Raw genomic sequence first — 17,019 nt, 5'->3', positions numbered from 1 at the left:
AGAGAGGTGAAAAAATACCAAGCATTCAAATTGTAGGAACATTTATCGAGTATCAGGCGGCGTTTGAATATATAAATGCAAATCCTGTAGATCTACTTTTCCTGGACTATAATATGCATCCCATGACTGGCCTAGAGATATTAAAGCACCTTAGAATAAATACCATATTTGTTACAGCGCACAGGGAGGTAATATATGAAGTCCTTGATCACGAAAACGCAATCGACTGCATCGTTAAGCCGATAAATTTTGACCGGGTACTAACGGCTGTAAAAAAAGTAGAAGCCAGATATAATGGGGCACCACACATAATAGAGGCACCAACCACAGAACCAGATACATTAACTTTAGTCACAAATCGGGGGAATGAGATGATCCCCTTGACTTCGATAACATACATCCAGGCTAAAAAAAACTACTCCGCTATCTACTGCGGTAAAGCAGTAAAGCTTGCTACCATTTCGCTGATGAAAGTTGAAGAGTTGCTGCCGGCCAGCCTATTTGTGCGCATCCACAGGTCCCATATCGTCGCAATCGACCAAATATCGAAATCAAATGCTACTAAGGTGATCCTAAAGGATGGCACAGCGCTACCTGTAGGCAGGACCTACAAATATAATTTCCCCTAATAGATATGGGACCCCCTTTACTGGTTTAGCCGGTCAATTTTTAAGTTTAACCCCTACATATCCATTACCGCACCATATTAAACTATATCCATGAACCTATCAGACATTATTAAAATTGGCAATTCGGGAACATTTCCCATTAAATTGACTGACGGCTATCGGACGCCTGATGGATTGCCATTTATTAGAGGAGCAGAAAAGCTCCTATTAGACTTTGGTACAATAAGCAGGATACCTGGTTTAGGTTCAGAGGTGGAAGCTATGTCAAGTATATTAAACAAAATAGATTTAAATGGAACATTATTAATAGAAGAAAACGAATGGAAGGTGTTAAAGTCTATAATAGAGTCGATAAATGGTAAGTTCTTGAGCCTACTTACATTTGCGAGGCAAGCAATTCCTGATGACGAGAATGTTATTCATGTCCGCCTGCCGAGCGTCCTTAATTTCGAGGATTTAGCCAAGGTAAGCAATGACCTTAAGCACGCTTTACAAACTCCGATACTCGCCAGCAATACAGGCGGAAAAGTCGAAATACTGTCGGTAGAAAAAGGATCAATCTGGCTTACAATCTCATTATATACCGCTTCTGCAGTTACGCTGGTTGGTCTCCTTGTAAGAGGTGCCTTTGTGGTGGTAAAACATTATGTGGAAATGCAAGCCATGCTGGAGGGCATGAAACGGTTAAAAATCGGAACGGAAGTATTACAGACCGTTGCTGATGCTCACAAAGTGGCCATTAATAACATTTTAGAAGCTGAGGCCAAAGCAATCCAAAATGATTACTTTGACCCTAATGATCCGGAGATAACCGAAAGGTTAAAGCTGTCATTAGAGACAATTCAGAAAATGTCAAGCGAAGGCCTTCAAATAAAGGCAGGGAAAGTTAGTGAAGATGGAAAGGAAGCGGTTAAGCTTGCTTTCCCCGCAAGTACCGATCCCATGCTCATTGAATCAATTACAAAACAAATTACGCAGGGAGATAAATAAGTCCTTAAGGATAAGCTATATTATCCATCAAGCGCCCATCAACCACAAAGAGGCGCCAAACCCTAGATCAAAACCAAAAGAAGATTTATGCCACCAGTGAAACCCATCTCTCAGTCTGAATATATCGCTAAGCAAGCTATTGTAATGTCAGAAGAGGACGTGAATGAAATACGAGCTCACTTGTCAGATTTCGGTAGAATAGTATTTACGCCAAAGATAGGTGGCATTAGGCTTGAGGATTCTGTTAGGATCATCTATGTCTTTTCACTAGAAGACGACTATTACATAGTTTTTACTAGAACCAATGCTTTTACCGGGTATGAATACTATCATTGCGACCAAATTCATAATACGCTGAAATGCCTTAGAATGGTTTTGGAAGATATTCCCAGATTCTCACAAGAAGAAATAGATCCGTATATAATGAGACCTAAGGCGAGGTATCAATGAGCTAAGAAGCCGCCCTTTACCATGGGTGGCTTTTTGCCGCTTATTAATTTAATGATACCGATAGTAAAAGATTGTAGATAACTGAAAAAAACTTGCAGTGGCTGGAACGAGTTTTGTCGTTCACTTTAAATACATAGAACCAAATGAAAAAGAAAAACCTGAGCCTGAAAAAGCTGAGCCTCAACAAATCAATGATTGGCTCTTTGAATTCCCAACAGCAACAAGCAATGGTAGGAGGCGCCACCGAATCTTATGCCATTGCCCAGAATTGCCTGTGCTGGGAGCCTACGCCATCGTTTCTTTGCCTTACCGCTGATCCGCAACAAGCGACTTGTCAAATCGAATGGTGCATAGTCGGAACCAATGCCTCCTGCAAGGCTGGTCCTGGGTGCGCTGAGGCAACAGCTTTCTGTGTATTGACCACACCGCCAAGATGTTAAACCACGATTCCCAACGGCCATTAGCAACGGCAAATGGGGTATGAAAAACCGATCGGCCGCTCTACAAAAGGAGCGGCCGGTTGCTTTGGTATTTAACTGGGTACCATTAATATTGAAATATCGTTTATTACATCTTGCACGCTCTTCCATGCTGCAATCTGATCGTCTCGCAGTACTTTCCCCTCTGGTAGGAGGCTTTCTACAATAGGCCCCAAATGTATATTTACTTATATAGCCCTAGGTCCGCTATATGAGCTTAAATTGGATCAAGCGGAATATCTGGGGATGATAAAAAAGTAAATGGCTATCCGGATAAAAGAAACAAAGTTTTGTACGTCTATAGATACTAGCTGGCACGCTTTTGCTTTATCTATTTTTTATTTGGTGTCACCATCTTCTTCTTTTTTATTCGCATCTATGTTTATTGCTTGTTATGGTGCTCATGAGAAAAGTTGCTCCGCCAAAAAAGAAGCAAAAAAGGCCACAAAAAAACAATGCTCCGCTGTTTTTTTGTGGCCTGCGCACCCGGGCTTAAAAACAGGTAGCAACTTTAATGCAGCATTGCCGGACATAGGATCATAGATCAACATTTAATCATTAACCAAATGGATCTTTTTTCATTGATCCTGTTTTGGCTGGTTTCCTATATAGCACTATCATAGTTGCAGCGCTTGTCGAAGTATCATTTTATAGTTGTCCTTTACCGGATCAAGCCGAATTCGTGTAAGATTGAAGGACATTTATACGGAGGTCCTGGCGGTTAAACATACAGTGCTAGCATCCCCAATGGCGTTAAGAAAATGGCGAACCGGACGGTTAAGAAATTTTTACTGTCTGAGGACGAAGGACGAGTTTAAAAATTTTCAGTCCGGCAAGCCATTTTTAGCTCATTTTTCCAATGGCCTTGATCTTTTGGTTCTTTTGCATCTAAGCAAAAGAACAGAAAAACACTGCACTATCTGGTATTTCAGAAGGAGTATTGTCCATAGCTGCCACATTCCAAATGGCTACGCGTCTTTGGCAGTTTGGCTTCGCCTGGCGTCCATAACGGCGGGTCACAATAGGTACACATCTAAAAATTGTTTGATTAAGTCTTGACGCTACCGTCTATCTCACTCTTTAGCGCTGAACTTTCACAAGATCATCGTGACACATCTCTCTCCAACTTTTCCGCTTGATCCCTTAAATTTTAAGTCTCCCCCATCCCTGTGGTATGTGCTTGGGATTTGCGTTCCAGAAAATATAGAACTATACGAAAAGAAACAAACTATACATGAGAAAGAAAAAGGCGGAAACCGCTGTTACGCTGTTTCCGCCTGGGAGGTAAAAGGGTCTCGAACCCTCGACCTTTGGAACCACAATCCAACGCTCTAACCTACTGAGCTACTACCTCCATGTTTGAAAGGAATGCAAAGGTAAGAAATATGCCCGCAATTTTCCAAACAATTTTTCGAAAACTATTCTGCTTATTTTTGGTTGTTAAACACTTAAAGATCTCATAATCGTACGGAATGCGCAGTCAATACGGAATCATTATCTCCCTGGCCATCTTTGCAGTGCTCGAGTATTATAGCTTCATTGCAGTGAACGTGTCCATGCGGAATTACAATACACTTTTCAGGACCATTATTTTTGTACTGTATATCCTGGCGACCATTGCCGTGTGGCTCAGCTTGTTCACCTTCCGCAGCTGGAGCCTCACCGATTGGCATCCTTCTTTCCGGGTATTGCTCATCTCTTTTGTATTGGGCTTTATCGCTTCCAAGGTGCTTGTTGCCACCTTCATGCTTATCGACGACCTGCGCCGCCTGGTTACCTGGGCCATCCGCCAGATCAGCGGCTTCTTCCCCCAAACCCCTAAAGATCCGGTAGAGATGCCACACGGCATTTCCCGCTCCACCTTTATCGCGCGCATGGCCATCCTGGCCGGCGGCCTGCTCTTCAGCGGTTTTCTTTATGGGCCCAGCAACCGGTACCGCTATATCTTTAAACGTTACAAGATTCCACTGGCTAAGCTCCCACCCGCTTTTAAGGGGCTAAAGATCATCCAGATATCCGATATCCATTCGGGCAGCTTCGACAACCCTGAAGCGGTGGCCCACGGCGTGGATATGATCATGCGTGAAAAGCCCGACCTGATCCTGTTTACCGGCGACCTGGTCAACAACAAGTCTTCGGAGATCGAGCCCTATATGTCCATTTTCAGCAAGCTGCACGCCCCTATGGGCATCTATTCCACCCTGGGCAACCACGATTATGGCGACTATGTGGAATGGCCTTCGGCTGCCGCTAAAGCGGAGAACCTGGAAACCCTGAAAAGGCACCATGCGGCCATGGGCTGGAAACTGATGATGAACGAACATGTGCTGCTGGAGCGCGAAGGACAGCAGATCGCCCTGATAGGCGTGGAGAACTGGAGCAATATGGCCCGCTTTCCCAAGCACGGCGACCTGGCCAAAGCGCATAAAGGCACCGAGCAGGTACCTGTGAAGATACTGATGAGCCATGATCCTACGCACTGGGATGCGCAAATAAGACCACTCTTCGGCGATATCGACCTTACACTTGCCGGGCATACCCACGGCATGCAGTTCGGACTGCGCCTGCCCTGGATGAAATGGAGTCCTGTGCAATACGTGTATAAGCAATGGGCAGGCCTGTACCAGGAAGGCAACCAGTACCTGAACGTGAATGTGGGCTATGGGTTCCTGGGCTATCCCGGTCGCCTGGGCATTTTGCCCGAGCTCACCGTAATCGAGCTGGTATAAGGCTTCCTGCCCCGCACCTGTATGCGAAACGGCTGCCTAAATATTAAAGTCTGCCCAAAGCTTTAGATTATATGGCCGGAGTAATGTAATTTTCCGGCTGATTCTCTATACCAAAAATCAGATAGCATGAAATTTCTGAAATCTACTGTAGCGGCAGCCCTATTCTGCTGCGCCCTATTACCCGCAACTCAAACGCAGGCACAAAAGCTGCTGCTCGGCCTCAAGGCGGGTGTGAACCTGGACCGTACCGGCGGCGATCACCTCGACGGCAAATTTGCAGGGAGCTTCCTCGGCGGCGCCTTCGTAGGTGTAAAGATGACCAAGATCAAAGTACAGGGAGAGCTGTTGTTTTCCCAGGGAAAAGTAACTACCGGCAATAACTTCGGCGACGCTTTCAAAACCTACCTGAAAGACGGCGTAAGCAGCGCCAAAGAAGGAACATTCAAGATGAACGAGCTGTCCATACCGGTTACCGTTGGCTTCAACCTGTTGCCCAAATTGCTGTGGATACATGCCGGCCCCCAGTATACCGCTGTAGCTTCGATCAAAGATGTGGACGGTCTCGTAAAGGCAACCAAAGACGTATTCAAAAGCGGTTACCTGTCAGGCGTTGTCGGCGCCGAACTGGAGCTGCCTTTCAGTCTTAATGCCGGTATCCGTTATATCTTCGGCATATCCGACCGTAACAATACCAACGTTTCCGACTCCTGGCGCACCAGCCATTTCCAGATCCACGTCGGATTCAATATCCTTTAAGTATATTAGTTTACATAAAGAAGCCTTCCGGATAACCGGAAGGCTTCTTTATGTATTTTGTCAAGTGACTATCAGATGGATTCTTTTACCTTAGCGACCACCGCATCCACCTCCGCTTTTGTATTGTGACGGCTGAAAGAGAAGCGCACGGGTACTTTGTTGGGATCGTTATTGATGGCGTTGATCACGTGGCTGCCGGCATTGGCGCCGCTGCTGCAGGCGCTGCCACCCGATACACAAATGCCGGCCATATCCAGGTTGAACAGGATCATTTCCGACTTTTCCGTTTTAGGGAAAGAGACATTCAGCACGGTATACAGGCAACGGCCATCGTAATCACCGTTAAAGCTGACGCCAGGCACCTGCGCCTTTAGCTGACCGGCCATATATTGCTTCAGCTCCGAAACGTAGGCGCTATCCTGCTCGTAACGTTCCATAGCTATTTCCAGTGCTCTGGCAAAACCGATGATACCGTATAGGTTCTCGGTACCTGCGCGCATGTTGCGCTCCTGCCCTCCCCCATTGATCATGGGCTTGATGCTCACATTTTCGTTAACATACAGGATACCGACGCCCTTGGGGCCATGAAATTTATGTCCTGCGCCGTTGATAAAGTGTACCGGCGTATCGCGCAGGCTGATGGGATAATGACCCACCGTTTGCACCGTATCGCAGTGGAAAATAGCGTCGTACTCTTTACACAGGTTACCTACGGCATGTATATCCAGCAGGTTGCCTATCTCGTTATTGGCATGCATCAGGCTTACCAGGCAACGCTCTTTGGAGCCTGCCAGCAATGCCCTCAGGCTGTCCAGGGAAACATGACCCTTGGCATCCAGCGCTACAAAGCTGAGCCGGATACCGTCCTGCCGTCCCCAGAACTCAACAGAATGCAGGGTGGCGTGGTGCTCGATGGGCGAGCTGATAATATGCCGGCAACCCAGGTCGCGGATCGCCGCCGCAATGGCGGTATTGCTGCTTTCAGTTCCTCCGGAAGTAAAAAAGATCTCTCCCGGATGAGCATTCAACAGCTTGGCTACTGACTTGCGCGCATTTTCTATTGCCAGCTTCGTTTCCCTTCCGTAAGAATAGATCGAAGAAGGATTACCGAATTTTTCAGTCAGGTAAGGCATCATCACTTCCAGCACCTGGGGATCGAGTGCTGTAGTAGCAGCATTGTCAAAATAAATCCTTTCCATAATAAGCGATAAAAACCATCCGGCTCTGTGTTTGCGCATCCCGGAAGGGTGCGCAAAGTTAGGTAAATCGCTAATAAAAAATGAATGCGGGAAAAATTTGAAAAACGGAAAAATGTCCGTAACTTTGGGACAAATTACAAACAAAATGAAAAAAGCAAGGGAAAAGGCAACCCGGAAATATGAGGAAAAGGAAGCCACGCCGCTTATCGTAGAAGAGCCGGGCGAAGCCTACCTTACTTTACCCGCAGCGCATACGGTAGCCATGCTGGGCATGCAAAAGAACGCCCAGTTCCGGTCGGTGAGCAGCGACAATGACTTTATCGAGCTCATCAGGGAAGGTGTGCCCAAAGAAGCCATGAACAACCTCATGCACAAAACCGGCATTACCAATACCGAAATGGCCAGCATCACACATACCTCCGACCGTACGCTGCGCCGTTACGAAAGCGGAGACCGGCTTCCGCAGGAACAATCGGAGCGGGTAATCGAGCTGGCCCGCCTATACAGCCGGGGCAGCGAGGTGCTTGGGGGGCTCGACTATTTCAAAGACTGGATGAGTACCAAACTGATTCCCTTAGGCGATAAAAGACCCAAAGAATTCCTGGACACCTCGCTGGGCATTGACCTGCTCATGAAAACCCTGGGCCGTATCGAGCACGGTGTATTTGCCTGATTAAAGGCACTGCAGCACTATCAATCCAAACAACATTATTATGGTTTTATACCGCATCAGCAGTTGCCGGTACATCGACGATCTGTCGGGCACGGGCGCTGCTTTATATGGCGGCAGGTGGAACGGCGAAGGTGTATATATCCTGTATACTGCGGGCAGCCCTTCGCTGGCTATGCTGGAATGCCTGGTCCACTTCGGCGGACGGGTAGTAGGCGATTATTGCCAGATCGCGCTGGAAATACCGGAAGAGAGCATACAGGAGCTGCGCCTTGAAGATCTCCCCGACAACTGGCGGGAAAACCCGGCACCCGATGTACTGAAAGCCTACGGCAACCGGTTTATCGCAGCGGGCAAATACCTGATGCTAAAAGTGCCATCGGTATTGGTCCCCGACGAATCCAACTACTTGCTCAACCCGCAGCATGCCGGGTTCAAAAAGCTGAGAACACTGGTCAAAAGCAAGATACGCTTTGACGAAAGGCTGATCAAACGTGCCAATGCCTAGCACATTTAAATGCCATCTAAAGCAATAAGGGAGCGACTTAAAACCGCTCCCTTATTCCATATATTACTTAACCGCTTTAAGCTTACACACTCACACCGTAAAGTTCGGCGCGAAGCTGCTTTACACGCTCATCGGCAATGTATTCGTCAAATGACATTTCGCGGTCGATAAGACCGCCCGGAGTAATTTCTAGTATACGGTCACATACCGTCTGGGTCAGCTCATGGTCACGCGAAGTGAAGACAATAGTACCCCTGAAGTCCTTCATACCGTTGTTCAAGGCGGTAATGGATTCCAGGTCCAGGTGGTTGGTAGGCTCATCGAAGGTAAGCACATTGCCTTTCTGCATCATCATCCGGCTCAGCATGCAACGTACTTTTTCGCCACCGCTCAATACCGTACACTTTTTCTGGGTCTCTTCGCCGCTGAACAGCATACGGCCCAGGAAGCCGCGGATAAAAGTCTCATCCTTTTCTTCGGAATACTGGCGCAGCCAATCTACCAGGTTAAGGTCCTTGCCTTCGAAATAGCCGGTATTATCGGCGGGGAGATAGGTATTTACTGTGGTTACACCCCACTTGTACTCGCCGCCAAAGTCGGTGTCTTCTCCGTTGATGATCTTATAAAAGGCTGTGGTCGCAAGGCTGTTATCGGAGATCACAGTCACTTTCTGACCACGCTTCAGGTCGAAGCTGATATCTTTGAACAACACCTGGCCGTTAAGCGTCTTGCTCAGGCCTTTCGTTTCCAGTATCTGATCGCCGGCTTCACGCACCTGGTTATTGAACAGGATCGCCGGATATTTACGGTTGGAAGGCTGCATCTCATCCAGCTTGATCTTATCAAGCGCCTTTTTACGGCTGGTCGCCTGCTTGGACTTAGAAGCATTGGCCGAGAAGCGCGCAATAAATTCTTTCAGCTCGGCGATCTTATCTTCTGCCTTACGGTTTTGCTCCGAGCGCTGCCTCAGCAACAGCTGGCTGGATTCGTACCAGAACGAATAGTTCCCCGTGAAGATATTGATCTTACCAAAATCGATGTCGGCCACATGGGTACATACAGTATCGAGGAAGTGACGATCGTGCGATACAACCAGGACCACCTTATCGTAATCGGCCAGGAAATTTTCCAGCCAGCCGATGGTTTGCAGGTCCAGGTCGTTGGTCGGTTCATCCAACAGCAGGATGTCGGGGTTACCAAAGAGCGCCTGAGCAAGCAGCACCCTTACTTTCTCGTTACCGTCCAGGTCTTTTACCTGCATGTTGTGTTTATCTTCCTTCACGCCAAGGCTGCTCAGCAAGGTAGCGGCATCGCTTTCCGCGTTCCAACCGTCCATTTCACCAAAAGTCGCTTCCAGCTCACCGGCACGCATACCATCCTCTTCGGTAAAGTCTTCCTTGGCGTAGATCGCATCTTTTTCCTGCATGATATTGTATAGCACCTCGTTGCCCATGATCACCGCCTGCAGCACCTGCACTTCATCATATTTATGGTGATCCTGTTTCAACACGCTCATTCGTTGCCCTTTGGGTATCTCTACCTTACCGGTAGTGGGTTCTATATCGCCCGACAGTATCTTGATAAAGGTGGACTTGCCGGCGCCATTGGCCCCGATCACACCGTAGCAATTGCCTTCGGTAAACCGGAGATTGACATCTTCAAATAAGATCCTTTTTCCGTAACGGAGCGATAAATTAGATACGTTGATCATTGTTGTCTCTGATAAATTGAAATGTGGGGAAAACGGAAGCAGGTCAAAACCCACTTTCCGGGGCGCAAAGGTACGAAGATTACCGGGATTATACTAAGCGGGCCTGCCTGGTAGCTATATTAAATAATTAACTGAGGATCAGGGCCGGTAATCGAGCGGCAGCAGCTTATCCAATTTTTCGTAAGCCCAGTACTCTTCCAGCATCAGGTCGTAGGCCGGCGCAAAATTACCGTCGGGAAATATCGTAATCCCATTTCCTGTCGCAAGGCTGATGACACTACCCTGCGCTCCCGGAGTGGTTTTGCCGGAACCGATCCTTCTGTCCAGGTATGCCTGCTCTTCCCGCTCGCCGATATAGGTGATCATAAGGTAATCGGGAAAATGGAACCGTATTCTGCCGGCCATCCTGTCGGAGACAAAGGTGGCGGCATTGATCAACCTGGGGTCCAGTATGTCGACGGCGCCGTTGCGCGGTGGCAGCCGTACTGGCTTCCCTTCCGCATTCAGTGGCCGTATACGGGCCATCATCAGGCTGTCGGCGGGCGATAACCGGTTGTGGTCGAAATAGCGCACTAATATATCCTTCCTGCTGGTATCCGGTTTCACAAACAGGTATTCCTGCTCCGGCGGATTCCCCGCGGCCGGCGGCGCCAGGCGGATAGGCGTGACGCCCGTATCGCACCAAAGGCGTACAACGCGCCAGGCTTCGGCTGTCCATACCGGGTCAGTCGTATCGATCTGCTGCACCAGCATTTTCAGGCGTAGGCTATCCTGCAGGGCAATCGTATCGGACCATAGCGGTACATACTTACCATATTCCGAAGCCGGGACTCTTTTCAGTTTCCGCACCCCAAACCCTTCATCTGCGGTAGTACCGCTATACAAGCTGCGCAGAAAATGGTTTAGTGAACCCCGATAGGCGGTTTGCCTGTTCTTTTGCCAGGTTTCCTGCTTCCGTTCTTTTGGCGAAGTGAGCGCGGCAAACTGGGTATAACCTTTAAAGAACAGGCGCCGGGTGGTATAGTTCTTTGTATAATCTTCGAGCCAGTAAGTGATCTGGTAACCGGTGGCTTCATTTTGGATCAGTAGTGGCTTGTCTGCCCATACTGTCAGGGTATTATCTTGTTGGCTGTACCGGAATTGCAGCACTTCTTTGTTCCGGATCGTACACCTGGCGGCAAACGGAGAGTAGCCGATAAAATCGTCGGTGAATTCCTTACCGTATTTGCGCCAGCCATCATTTTCGGCGCTGAGTACCGTTACTTCCGCCAGGCCTACGGCCTTGGCCCTTAATTTTATCGCCAGTGGACCAGTGCCGGCGACCGGCAATACCGTAGCCTGGTAGCCTACTGCTGTAACGGTGACTTCGAAGGGCGGCGGCGGAAAGGCAGACCAATCAAAATTACCGTCCACATCGCACAGGCCCATATAGGTGGTATTGTTGATAAAGACAGAGGCGCCGGCTATGGGCTCACCGGTAGTCCCGTCTGTCACGCGGCCTTTACGTGCTTCCTGGCCGAAAGCCGGCATTAGGGGCAAAAGAAAACATAGGCAGCATAGCACTTGCCAACGCTTTTGCAGCAGGATAATAGGATTGCTCATAGCACCAAAATAGTGTATAAACAGGTTCACTGTATTACCCGGGCTTGTATTTCGTGATAAAGATCAAGGACTTTTACCGGGATTAATGATTTGCCTTTTTCCTATCTTATCGTATATTTGCGGCACTTTTCCGGCAGGTCCCGCCCGGGCTGCCCGCCGGTCGCAATTATGTAAATCTCAAAATTCAAGCAATGGCTGTATTAGTCAATAAAAACTCCAAAGTAATCGTACAGGGCTTTACCGGTACTGAAGGCACTTTTCACGCCAGCCAGATGATCGAATACGGAACGAATGTCGTAGGCGGCGTTACGCCCGGCAAAGGCGGCAACACTCACCTGGAGCGCCCTGTATTCAATACCGTAAAGGATGCCGTGGAGCAGGCCGGCGCCGATACCTCTATCATTTTCGTTCCCCCGGCGTTTGCTGCCGATGCGATCATGGAAGCAGCTGATGCAGGTATTAAAGTAATTATTTGCATTACCGAGGGCATTCCCGTTCAGGATATGGTGAAAGCCCGTGAATATATCAAGGGCCGCGAATGCCGCCTTATAGGCCCCAACTGTCCCGGTGTGATCACCGCCGGCGAGGCCAAAGTAGGCATCATGCCCGGCTTCGTATTTAAACCCGGCCGCATCGGTATCGTATCCAAATCAGGTACGCTGACCTATGAAGCTGCCGACCAGAGCGTAAAAGCTGGCCTGGGTATCTCTACCGCTATCGGTATCGGCGGCGATCCCATTATCGGTACCACAACCAAAGAAGCGGTTGAAATGCTGATGAACGATCCGGAGACTGATGGCATCATCATGATCGGTGAGATCGGCGGTAACATGGAAGCTGAAGCTGCCATGTGGCTGAAAGAAAACATGCGCAAGCCGGTTGTCGGCTTTATCGCCGGGCAAACAGCGCCTCCCGGCCGCCGTATGGGCCACGCCGGCGCTATCGTTGGCGGCGCCGATGACACTGCTGCTGCGAAGATGAAGATCATGGGCGAATGTGGCATCCACGTAGTGGCCAGCCCTGCGGATATCGGTAAAACTATGGCCGAAGTATTGAAAAAAGAAGCGGTAGCTTAAGCTACTTTGTCTTATAAAACAGAAGCGCTGCCTCATAAAGGGCAGCGCTTCTGTTTTATGTTATGATCTTACCGGCAGGTCACAGGCTTATCCAGGAGTGCTCCGTTCGCTAATTTAAAATCGATACCCCGGTTCAGTCTTAATTCCTGCTTACCTGTGTCGGGGTTCAATTCCTCGTCAAAAGCTTCGATCTTCAGCGTTTGGGCCGTCTTTACGGCCTGGTAAAAATCGGTGAAGCTTTTACTTTTTATATTTGAGAAAGGATCGCCGAAACTTTTACCATCGAGGTAAAAGATCACTTTGGCAAAGTGATTGTCAGATGAATTCAGGAAGTCTAAGCCTCCCATCTCTTTGTCACCATACTCATTTGAATACTCGATCAGATAGCCGGGTGTTTGTGTGGCATCGGCGCATTGCATAAATAAGGACAGCATGTAATCCTTGTTGGAAAAATTTTCGATGTACGTTCCACCTTTATATTTCACCAACACCCAACCGTCTTTGGGAGCGATCGTATTCAGGTGCTGCAGTTCTGCCTCCGATAAGTTATCGGCCTCAACGACATGAGCCTGTTGCTGATTTTGTCCAAAAGACGTATTGCCAAGGAGCAGAGCACCTATGACCAGGAATTGTTTCATCATTATCATATTGTTTGGTGTAAAAGTCCTGAAAAGAAGAGGCTTGCCGGGGATCAATTCATATTTGCCTCCCTTTTTGACATATATGATCCTACTGTATAAAGAAGCGCTTGTCCAAAAATGCAGACGAGACTGCATACCCCGTACGCAGTCTCGTTTATAAGAAGAATATTCGTTCGTCCTGCTCCTATACTTTTTCCACACGCGGCCGGTATCCTTTCAGCGCATAATACAGGATATATAAATAGCATGGGATCATCAGCACATAGGCCATTTGCCGGGAATGTAATGCTTCAGCCAGCTTGCCATATAGAGGCGGCAATACCGCACCACCAACAATGCCCATCACCAGCAACGCGCCGCCGAGCTTGGTAAAGCGCCCTACCCCGGTAAGTGCCAATGGCCATATCGCGGGCCACATGACTGAATTGGAAAAGCCCAGAACGGCAAAGCAGACTACTGCAACATTGCCCGAGGTAAACATAGCCAGGAGCACCATGATCATACTCAGCACGGCCGCGATCACCAGGGCCTTACGCTGGCTGATGACCGAAGGAATGCCGAATATGCTGAATACATATCCGATCAGCAAGCCATAGCCGGTATAAGAAGCAAAATGCTTAGCCGTTTCCAGCTTATAACCCAGGGCTTCGCCAAAACCGGCGAAGGTATCATAGCTCATGACTTCCACACCCACATAAAAGAAGATCGCTACAGCGCCCAGGATCATGTGTGGGTAAGCCCAGATGGTATCGGCCGATGACGAGGGCTTTACACCGGCGGCAGGTGCGACATTTTCCTCTTCTTCTTTGATCTCGGGCAGGTGAATGAAATACAGGATCACCGCCAGCACCGTAAGCGCGATGGCGATAATGGTATAGGGCATCACTACTTTGGCGGCCAGCTGATCCAGCTCAGTTGCTTTGGCGGCTGGATCCAGCGTCAGCAACCGCGCTTTCAGCTCATCTACGTTGCTGAGGGTAATGCGCCCCAATATGAATACGGCAAGGATACCCGCTACCTTGTTGCAGATACCCATAATGCTGATACGGCTGGCAGCGCTTTCTATAGGCCCCAGCACAGTGACATAGGGATTGGAGGCTGTCTGCAGCAGCGCCAGGCCGGTGCCGATAATGAATAAACCGGTAAGGAACAAAGGATAATTACGGCTTCCTGCTGCCGGAATGAACAGTAGCGCTCCCAGGGCCATCACCAGCAGGCCCAGCGACATGCCTTTCTTAAAGCCTGTGGCTTTCAGCACAAACGACGAAGGGATGGCCATAACAAAATAAGCGGCAAAGAAAGCGGTAGCGACGAGGTACGATTGGGCATCGGTCAATTCGCAAGCGATCTTCAGATAAGGGATCAGCTGGCTGTTGCTCCAGGTAATGAAGCCGAAAATAAAGAACAGGCAGCCGATGAGGAAAAGAGCGAAGCCGTAACTTTTATTCTTTGTATTATTGTACCCCATTCAAAAAATTAATTAGGAGATAAACTTAAATCCTTTTTTCAACATACCCGCATGCAACCCAAAAGTTTTTCCATAGGCATCGATATCGGCGGCACCAACACTGCCTTTGGCCTGGTCAATCGTCGTGGCGACATACTGGTACAGGACCGGCTGCGCACACAGGACTACGCCAGCCCGGAGCTTTTTGTACAAGCCATACACAAAAGCCTGCAACCGCATATCGAACAATATGGCAAAGACCAGATCAATGGCATAGGCGCCGGAGCGCCGATCGCCAATCACTACACCGGCGAGATACTGATGTCGGCCAACCTCCTGTGGAAAGGCGCCATCCCGCTGCAACAGCTGCTTCATGATGCCTTTGACCTGCCGGCGACCATTACCAATGATGCCAATGCCACTGCTATAGGCGAAATGACCTATGGTGCGGCTAAAGGCATGAGGGATTTTATCATCATCACACTCGGAACAGGCGTGGGCAGCGGCTTCGTGGCCAACGGGCAGCTGATCTACGGTCACGATGGCTTTGCCGGTGAGCTGGGGCATACGATAGCCGTGCGCGACGGACGGCTGTGCGGCTGCGGCCGCAGGGGCTGCATGGAGACCTATGCCTCCGCTACCGGCATCGTGCGTACAGCAATGGAACTGCTGGAGACACACCGCGATGATCCCAAACCGGAACAGGACGACTGGTTGCTGAAGATTTACCGGGAGGGTGGCGAGATCAGCTCCAGCGGTATCTACAAAGCCGCTGTTGCCGGCGACCCGCTGGCCATAGAGATATTTGAACTTACAGGTAAAATACTGGGCGAAACGCTGGCCAATGCTGTAGCCATCACCAGCCCCGAAGCCATTATTCTCTTTGGCGGACTGGCCAAGGCGGGTGATTTTATCTTAAAACCGACCAAAAGGCATATGGAAGCCAACCTGCTTTCGGTATACCAGAATAAGATCGATATCATCCCTTCCGGACTGTCGGAGCGGGATGCAGCGATATTGGGTGCGGCAGCCCTGGCCTGGGACCTCAGCCACTAAATATAAATAAGTTACTATCCGGATAAAGGAAACAAAGTTTTGTACGTCTATAAGTACTAGCTAACATGCTTTATTTTAAGTGACTATCCCGATATAGGAAACAAAGTAATCTTCGGTCCTTGAGCATGTCGAAAGGACAGATATAAATGGTGCTTCGACGGGCTCAGCAACCGTTATCAAGACGAATTGGCTAATGTTTCCTATATCGGGATAGTCAGTTTATTTTATTCGTCATTGTACTTGGTTTCATATCTTTTTCTTTTTTTGTCCGCCAAAAAAGAAACAAAAAAGGCGGCAAAAAAACAATGCTCCGCTGTTTTTTTGTGGCCTGCGCACCCCGGCTTAACAACAGATATCAACTTCAATTCAGCATTGCCGGGCATATGACCATAGATCAACATTTTAACATTAGCCAAAAGGATCATTTTTCATTGCTCCTATTTTGGGGCTGATTCCTATATGCGGAAGTCATTTAAATATATACACAAACAGGCCAGCAAAGTGCCGGCCTGTACTATCTCTTTTCTCTTTATCTGTTTATTCGGGAACCTTGATCCCCTTTGCCATAAAGCGAATGCTCTTTTGGGGCTGCGTGATCGCATCGATCTCCGATTGCGGCTTTTTAGCATCTTCCGCATAGTGGCGCAGCTCGTTTACCGAGGTGATCTTTTCCATAGCCTCGCCTTCCAGCACCACCGTTTTGCCGATCATATCCATAGGCACGAAGAAGCCATAATCCTTCATCTTAACGAAGGCGGTGGTGCTATCGTTGATATAAAGGTTCATCCAGCAGCCCTTTTTAGGACATACGTCCACCACTTTGGCTTTGATCTTGGCTGCTGTTTTCTGACCATTGTTCTTCTCCAGTAAAGCCGGCAACGCCGCAATATCCATAGCGCCTTTGGTATCGATCGTTTCTCCATAGGTCTGACCGGGTGTAGCGGGCTTGCGCTCTTCCTGGGCTTTTACCGTCAAGGCAGCGCAGGACAAGAGGGCAATGGCAATTAGTTTTTTCATATACAAGGATAATAAAGTGTCGCAAAGATAATAAATCCCGCGGGAAGCGATATCAGCTA

General features: G+C 48.6%; 17 protein-coding genes and 1 tRNA gene. 10 read left to right on the top strand and 8 right to left on the bottom strand.

The window, feature by feature from the left end; translation table 11 throughout:
• Positions 1-14: 14 nt before the first annotated feature.
• The 4 genes from DZK30_RS06480 to DZK30_RS25720 all read left to right on the top strand — a co-directional run bounded on the left by DZK30_RS06480 (position 15) and on the right by DZK30_RS25720 (position 3,091).
• Positions 15-629, top strand: coding sequence for a LytR/AlgR family response regulator transcription factor (locus DZK30_RS06480; protein ID WP_317125485.1), 615 nt, complete (start codon positions 15-17; stop codon positions 627-629).
• 90 nt (positions 630-719) lie between these two features.
• Complete coding sequence (locus DZK30_RS06475) at positions 720-1,619, top strand: hypothetical protein (RefSeq protein ID WP_118973243.1); 900 nt, start codon at positions 720-722, stop codon at positions 1,617-1,619.
• A gap of 593 nt (positions 1,620-2,212) precedes the next feature.
• Positions 2,213-2,509 (top strand): class I lanthipeptide, encoded by a 297-nt coding sequence (locus tag DZK30_RS06465; RefSeq protein WP_118973241.1) that lies wholly within the window; start codon positions 2,213-2,215, stop codon positions 2,507-2,509.
• A gap of 300 nt (positions 2,510-2,809) precedes the next feature.
• Positions 2,810-3,091, top strand: a complete 282-nt coding sequence (locus DZK30_RS25720; protein ID WP_162902897.1) for a hypothetical protein — start codon at positions 2,810-2,812, stop codon at positions 3,089-3,091.
• A gap of 737 nt (positions 3,092-3,828) precedes the next feature.
• Here DZK30_RS25720 and DZK30_RS06460 read toward each other — a convergent pair.
• Positions 3,829-3,902: transfer RNA gene (locus DZK30_RS06460), tRNA-His, on the bottom strand.
• Between the two features lie 118 nt (positions 3,903-4,020).
• On the opposite strand from DZK30_RS06460, the gene DZK30_RS06455 reads away from it, so the two are divergent.
• Complete coding sequence (locus DZK30_RS06455; RefSeq protein WP_118973240.1) at positions 4,021-5,277, top strand: metallophosphoesterase; 1,257 nt, start codon at positions 4,021-4,023, stop codon at positions 5,275-5,277.
• 126 nt (positions 5,278-5,403) lie between these two features.
• Positions 5,404-6,033 (top strand): outer membrane beta-barrel protein, encoded by a 630-nt coding sequence (locus DZK30_RS06450; RefSeq protein WP_118973239.1) that lies wholly within the window; start codon positions 5,404-5,406, stop codon positions 6,031-6,033.
• Between the two features lie 71 nt (positions 6,034-6,104).
• Here DZK30_RS06450 and DZK30_RS06445 read toward each other — a convergent pair whose 3' ends face one another.
• Positions 6,105-7,232: a cysteine desulfurase family protein gene (locus DZK30_RS06445; protein ID WP_118973413.1), complete on the bottom strand. Its 1,128-nt coding sequence runs from the start codon at positions 7,230-7,232 to the stop codon at positions 6,105-6,107.
• A gap of 145 nt (positions 7,233-7,377) precedes the next feature.
• Between DZK30_RS06445 and parS the strand changes: the two genes are divergently transcribed.
• A complete protein-coding gene (gene parS / locus DZK30_RS06440) occupies positions 7,378-7,905 on the top strand; it encodes a type II RES/Xre toxin-antitoxin system antitoxin (protein WP_162902896.1) in 528 nt (175 codons plus the stop codon).
• A 40-nt stretch (positions 7,906-7,945) separates the two neighbouring features.
• Positions 7,946-8,410, top strand: coding sequence for an RES family NAD+ phosphorylase (locus DZK30_RS06435; protein WP_118973237.1), 465 nt, complete (start codon positions 7,946-7,948; stop codon positions 8,408-8,410).
• A gap of 82 nt (positions 8,411-8,492) precedes the next feature.
• Here DZK30_RS06435 and DZK30_RS06430 read toward each other — a convergent pair whose 3' ends face one another.
• Both DZK30_RS06430 and DZK30_RS06425 read right to left on the bottom strand, forming a co-directional pair.
• Positions 8,493-10,121 carry an ABC-F family ATP-binding cassette domain-containing protein gene (locus tag DZK30_RS06430; protein ID WP_118973236.1) on the bottom strand — a complete coding sequence of 543 codons (1,629 nt, stop codon included), beginning with the start codon at positions 10,119-10,121 and terminating at the stop codon, positions 8,493-8,495.
• Between the two features lie 138 nt (positions 10,122-10,259).
• The gene (locus DZK30_RS06425) at positions 10,260-11,723 is read right to left on the bottom strand and encodes a carboxypeptidase-like regulatory domain-containing protein (protein ID WP_162902895.1); all 1,464 of its coding nucleotides are present in this window, start codon (positions 11,721-11,723) and stop codon (positions 10,260-10,262) included.
• Positions 11,724-11,914: 191 nt separating this feature from the next.
• On the opposite strand from DZK30_RS06425, the gene sucD reads away from it, so the two are divergent.
• Positions 11,915-12,799: a succinate--CoA ligase subunit alpha gene (gene sucD / locus DZK30_RS06420; RefSeq protein WP_118973234.1), complete on the top strand. Its 885-nt coding sequence runs from the start codon at positions 11,915-11,917 to the stop codon at positions 12,797-12,799.
• 68 nt (positions 12,800-12,867) lie between these two features.
• Here sucD and DZK30_RS06415 read toward each other — a convergent pair whose 3' ends face one another.
• Positions 12,868-13,440 (bottom strand): hypothetical protein, encoded by a 573-nt coding sequence (locus DZK30_RS06415; protein WP_118973233.1) that lies wholly within the window; start codon positions 13,438-13,440, stop codon positions 12,868-12,870.
• A gap of 184 nt (positions 13,441-13,624) precedes the next feature.
• A complete protein-coding gene (locus DZK30_RS06410; RefSeq protein ID WP_118973232.1) occupies positions 13,625-14,908 on the bottom strand; it encodes a sugar MFS transporter in 1,284 nt (427 codons plus the stop codon).
• 51 nt (positions 14,909-14,959) lie between these two features.
• Between DZK30_RS06410 and DZK30_RS06405 the strand changes: the two genes are divergently transcribed.
• Positions 14,960-15,943 carry an ROK family protein gene (locus DZK30_RS06405; protein ID WP_118973231.1) on the top strand — a complete coding sequence of 328 codons (984 nt, stop codon included), beginning with the start codon at positions 14,960-14,962 and terminating at the stop codon, positions 15,941-15,943.
• A 224-nt stretch (positions 15,944-16,167) separates the two neighbouring features.
• On the opposite strand, the gene DZK30_RS25715 is transcribed toward DZK30_RS06405, so the two are convergent.
• The gene (locus tag DZK30_RS25715) at positions 16,168-16,359 is read right to left on the bottom strand and encodes a hypothetical protein (protein ID WP_162902894.1); all 192 of its coding nucleotides are present in this window, start codon (positions 16,357-16,359) and stop codon (positions 16,168-16,170) included.
• Positions 16,360-16,480: 121 nt separating this feature from the next.
• On the bottom strand, positions 16,481-16,960 hold the full coding sequence (locus DZK30_RS06400; RefSeq protein ID WP_118973230.1) for a DUF4920 domain-containing protein: 480 nt from the start codon (positions 16,958-16,960) through the stop codon (positions 16,481-16,483).
• Positions 16,961-17,019: the final 59 nt, after the last annotated feature.

This window comes from Taibaiella koreensis (genome assembly GCF_003545715.1).
Taxonomy (GTDB): Bacteria; Bacteroidota; Bacteroidia; order Chitinophagales; family Chitinophagaceae; genus Taibaiella; species Taibaiella koreensis.
Note: the sequence above shows the minus strand (reverse complement) of the source record. Positions and strands in the feature narration are given on the sequence as shown.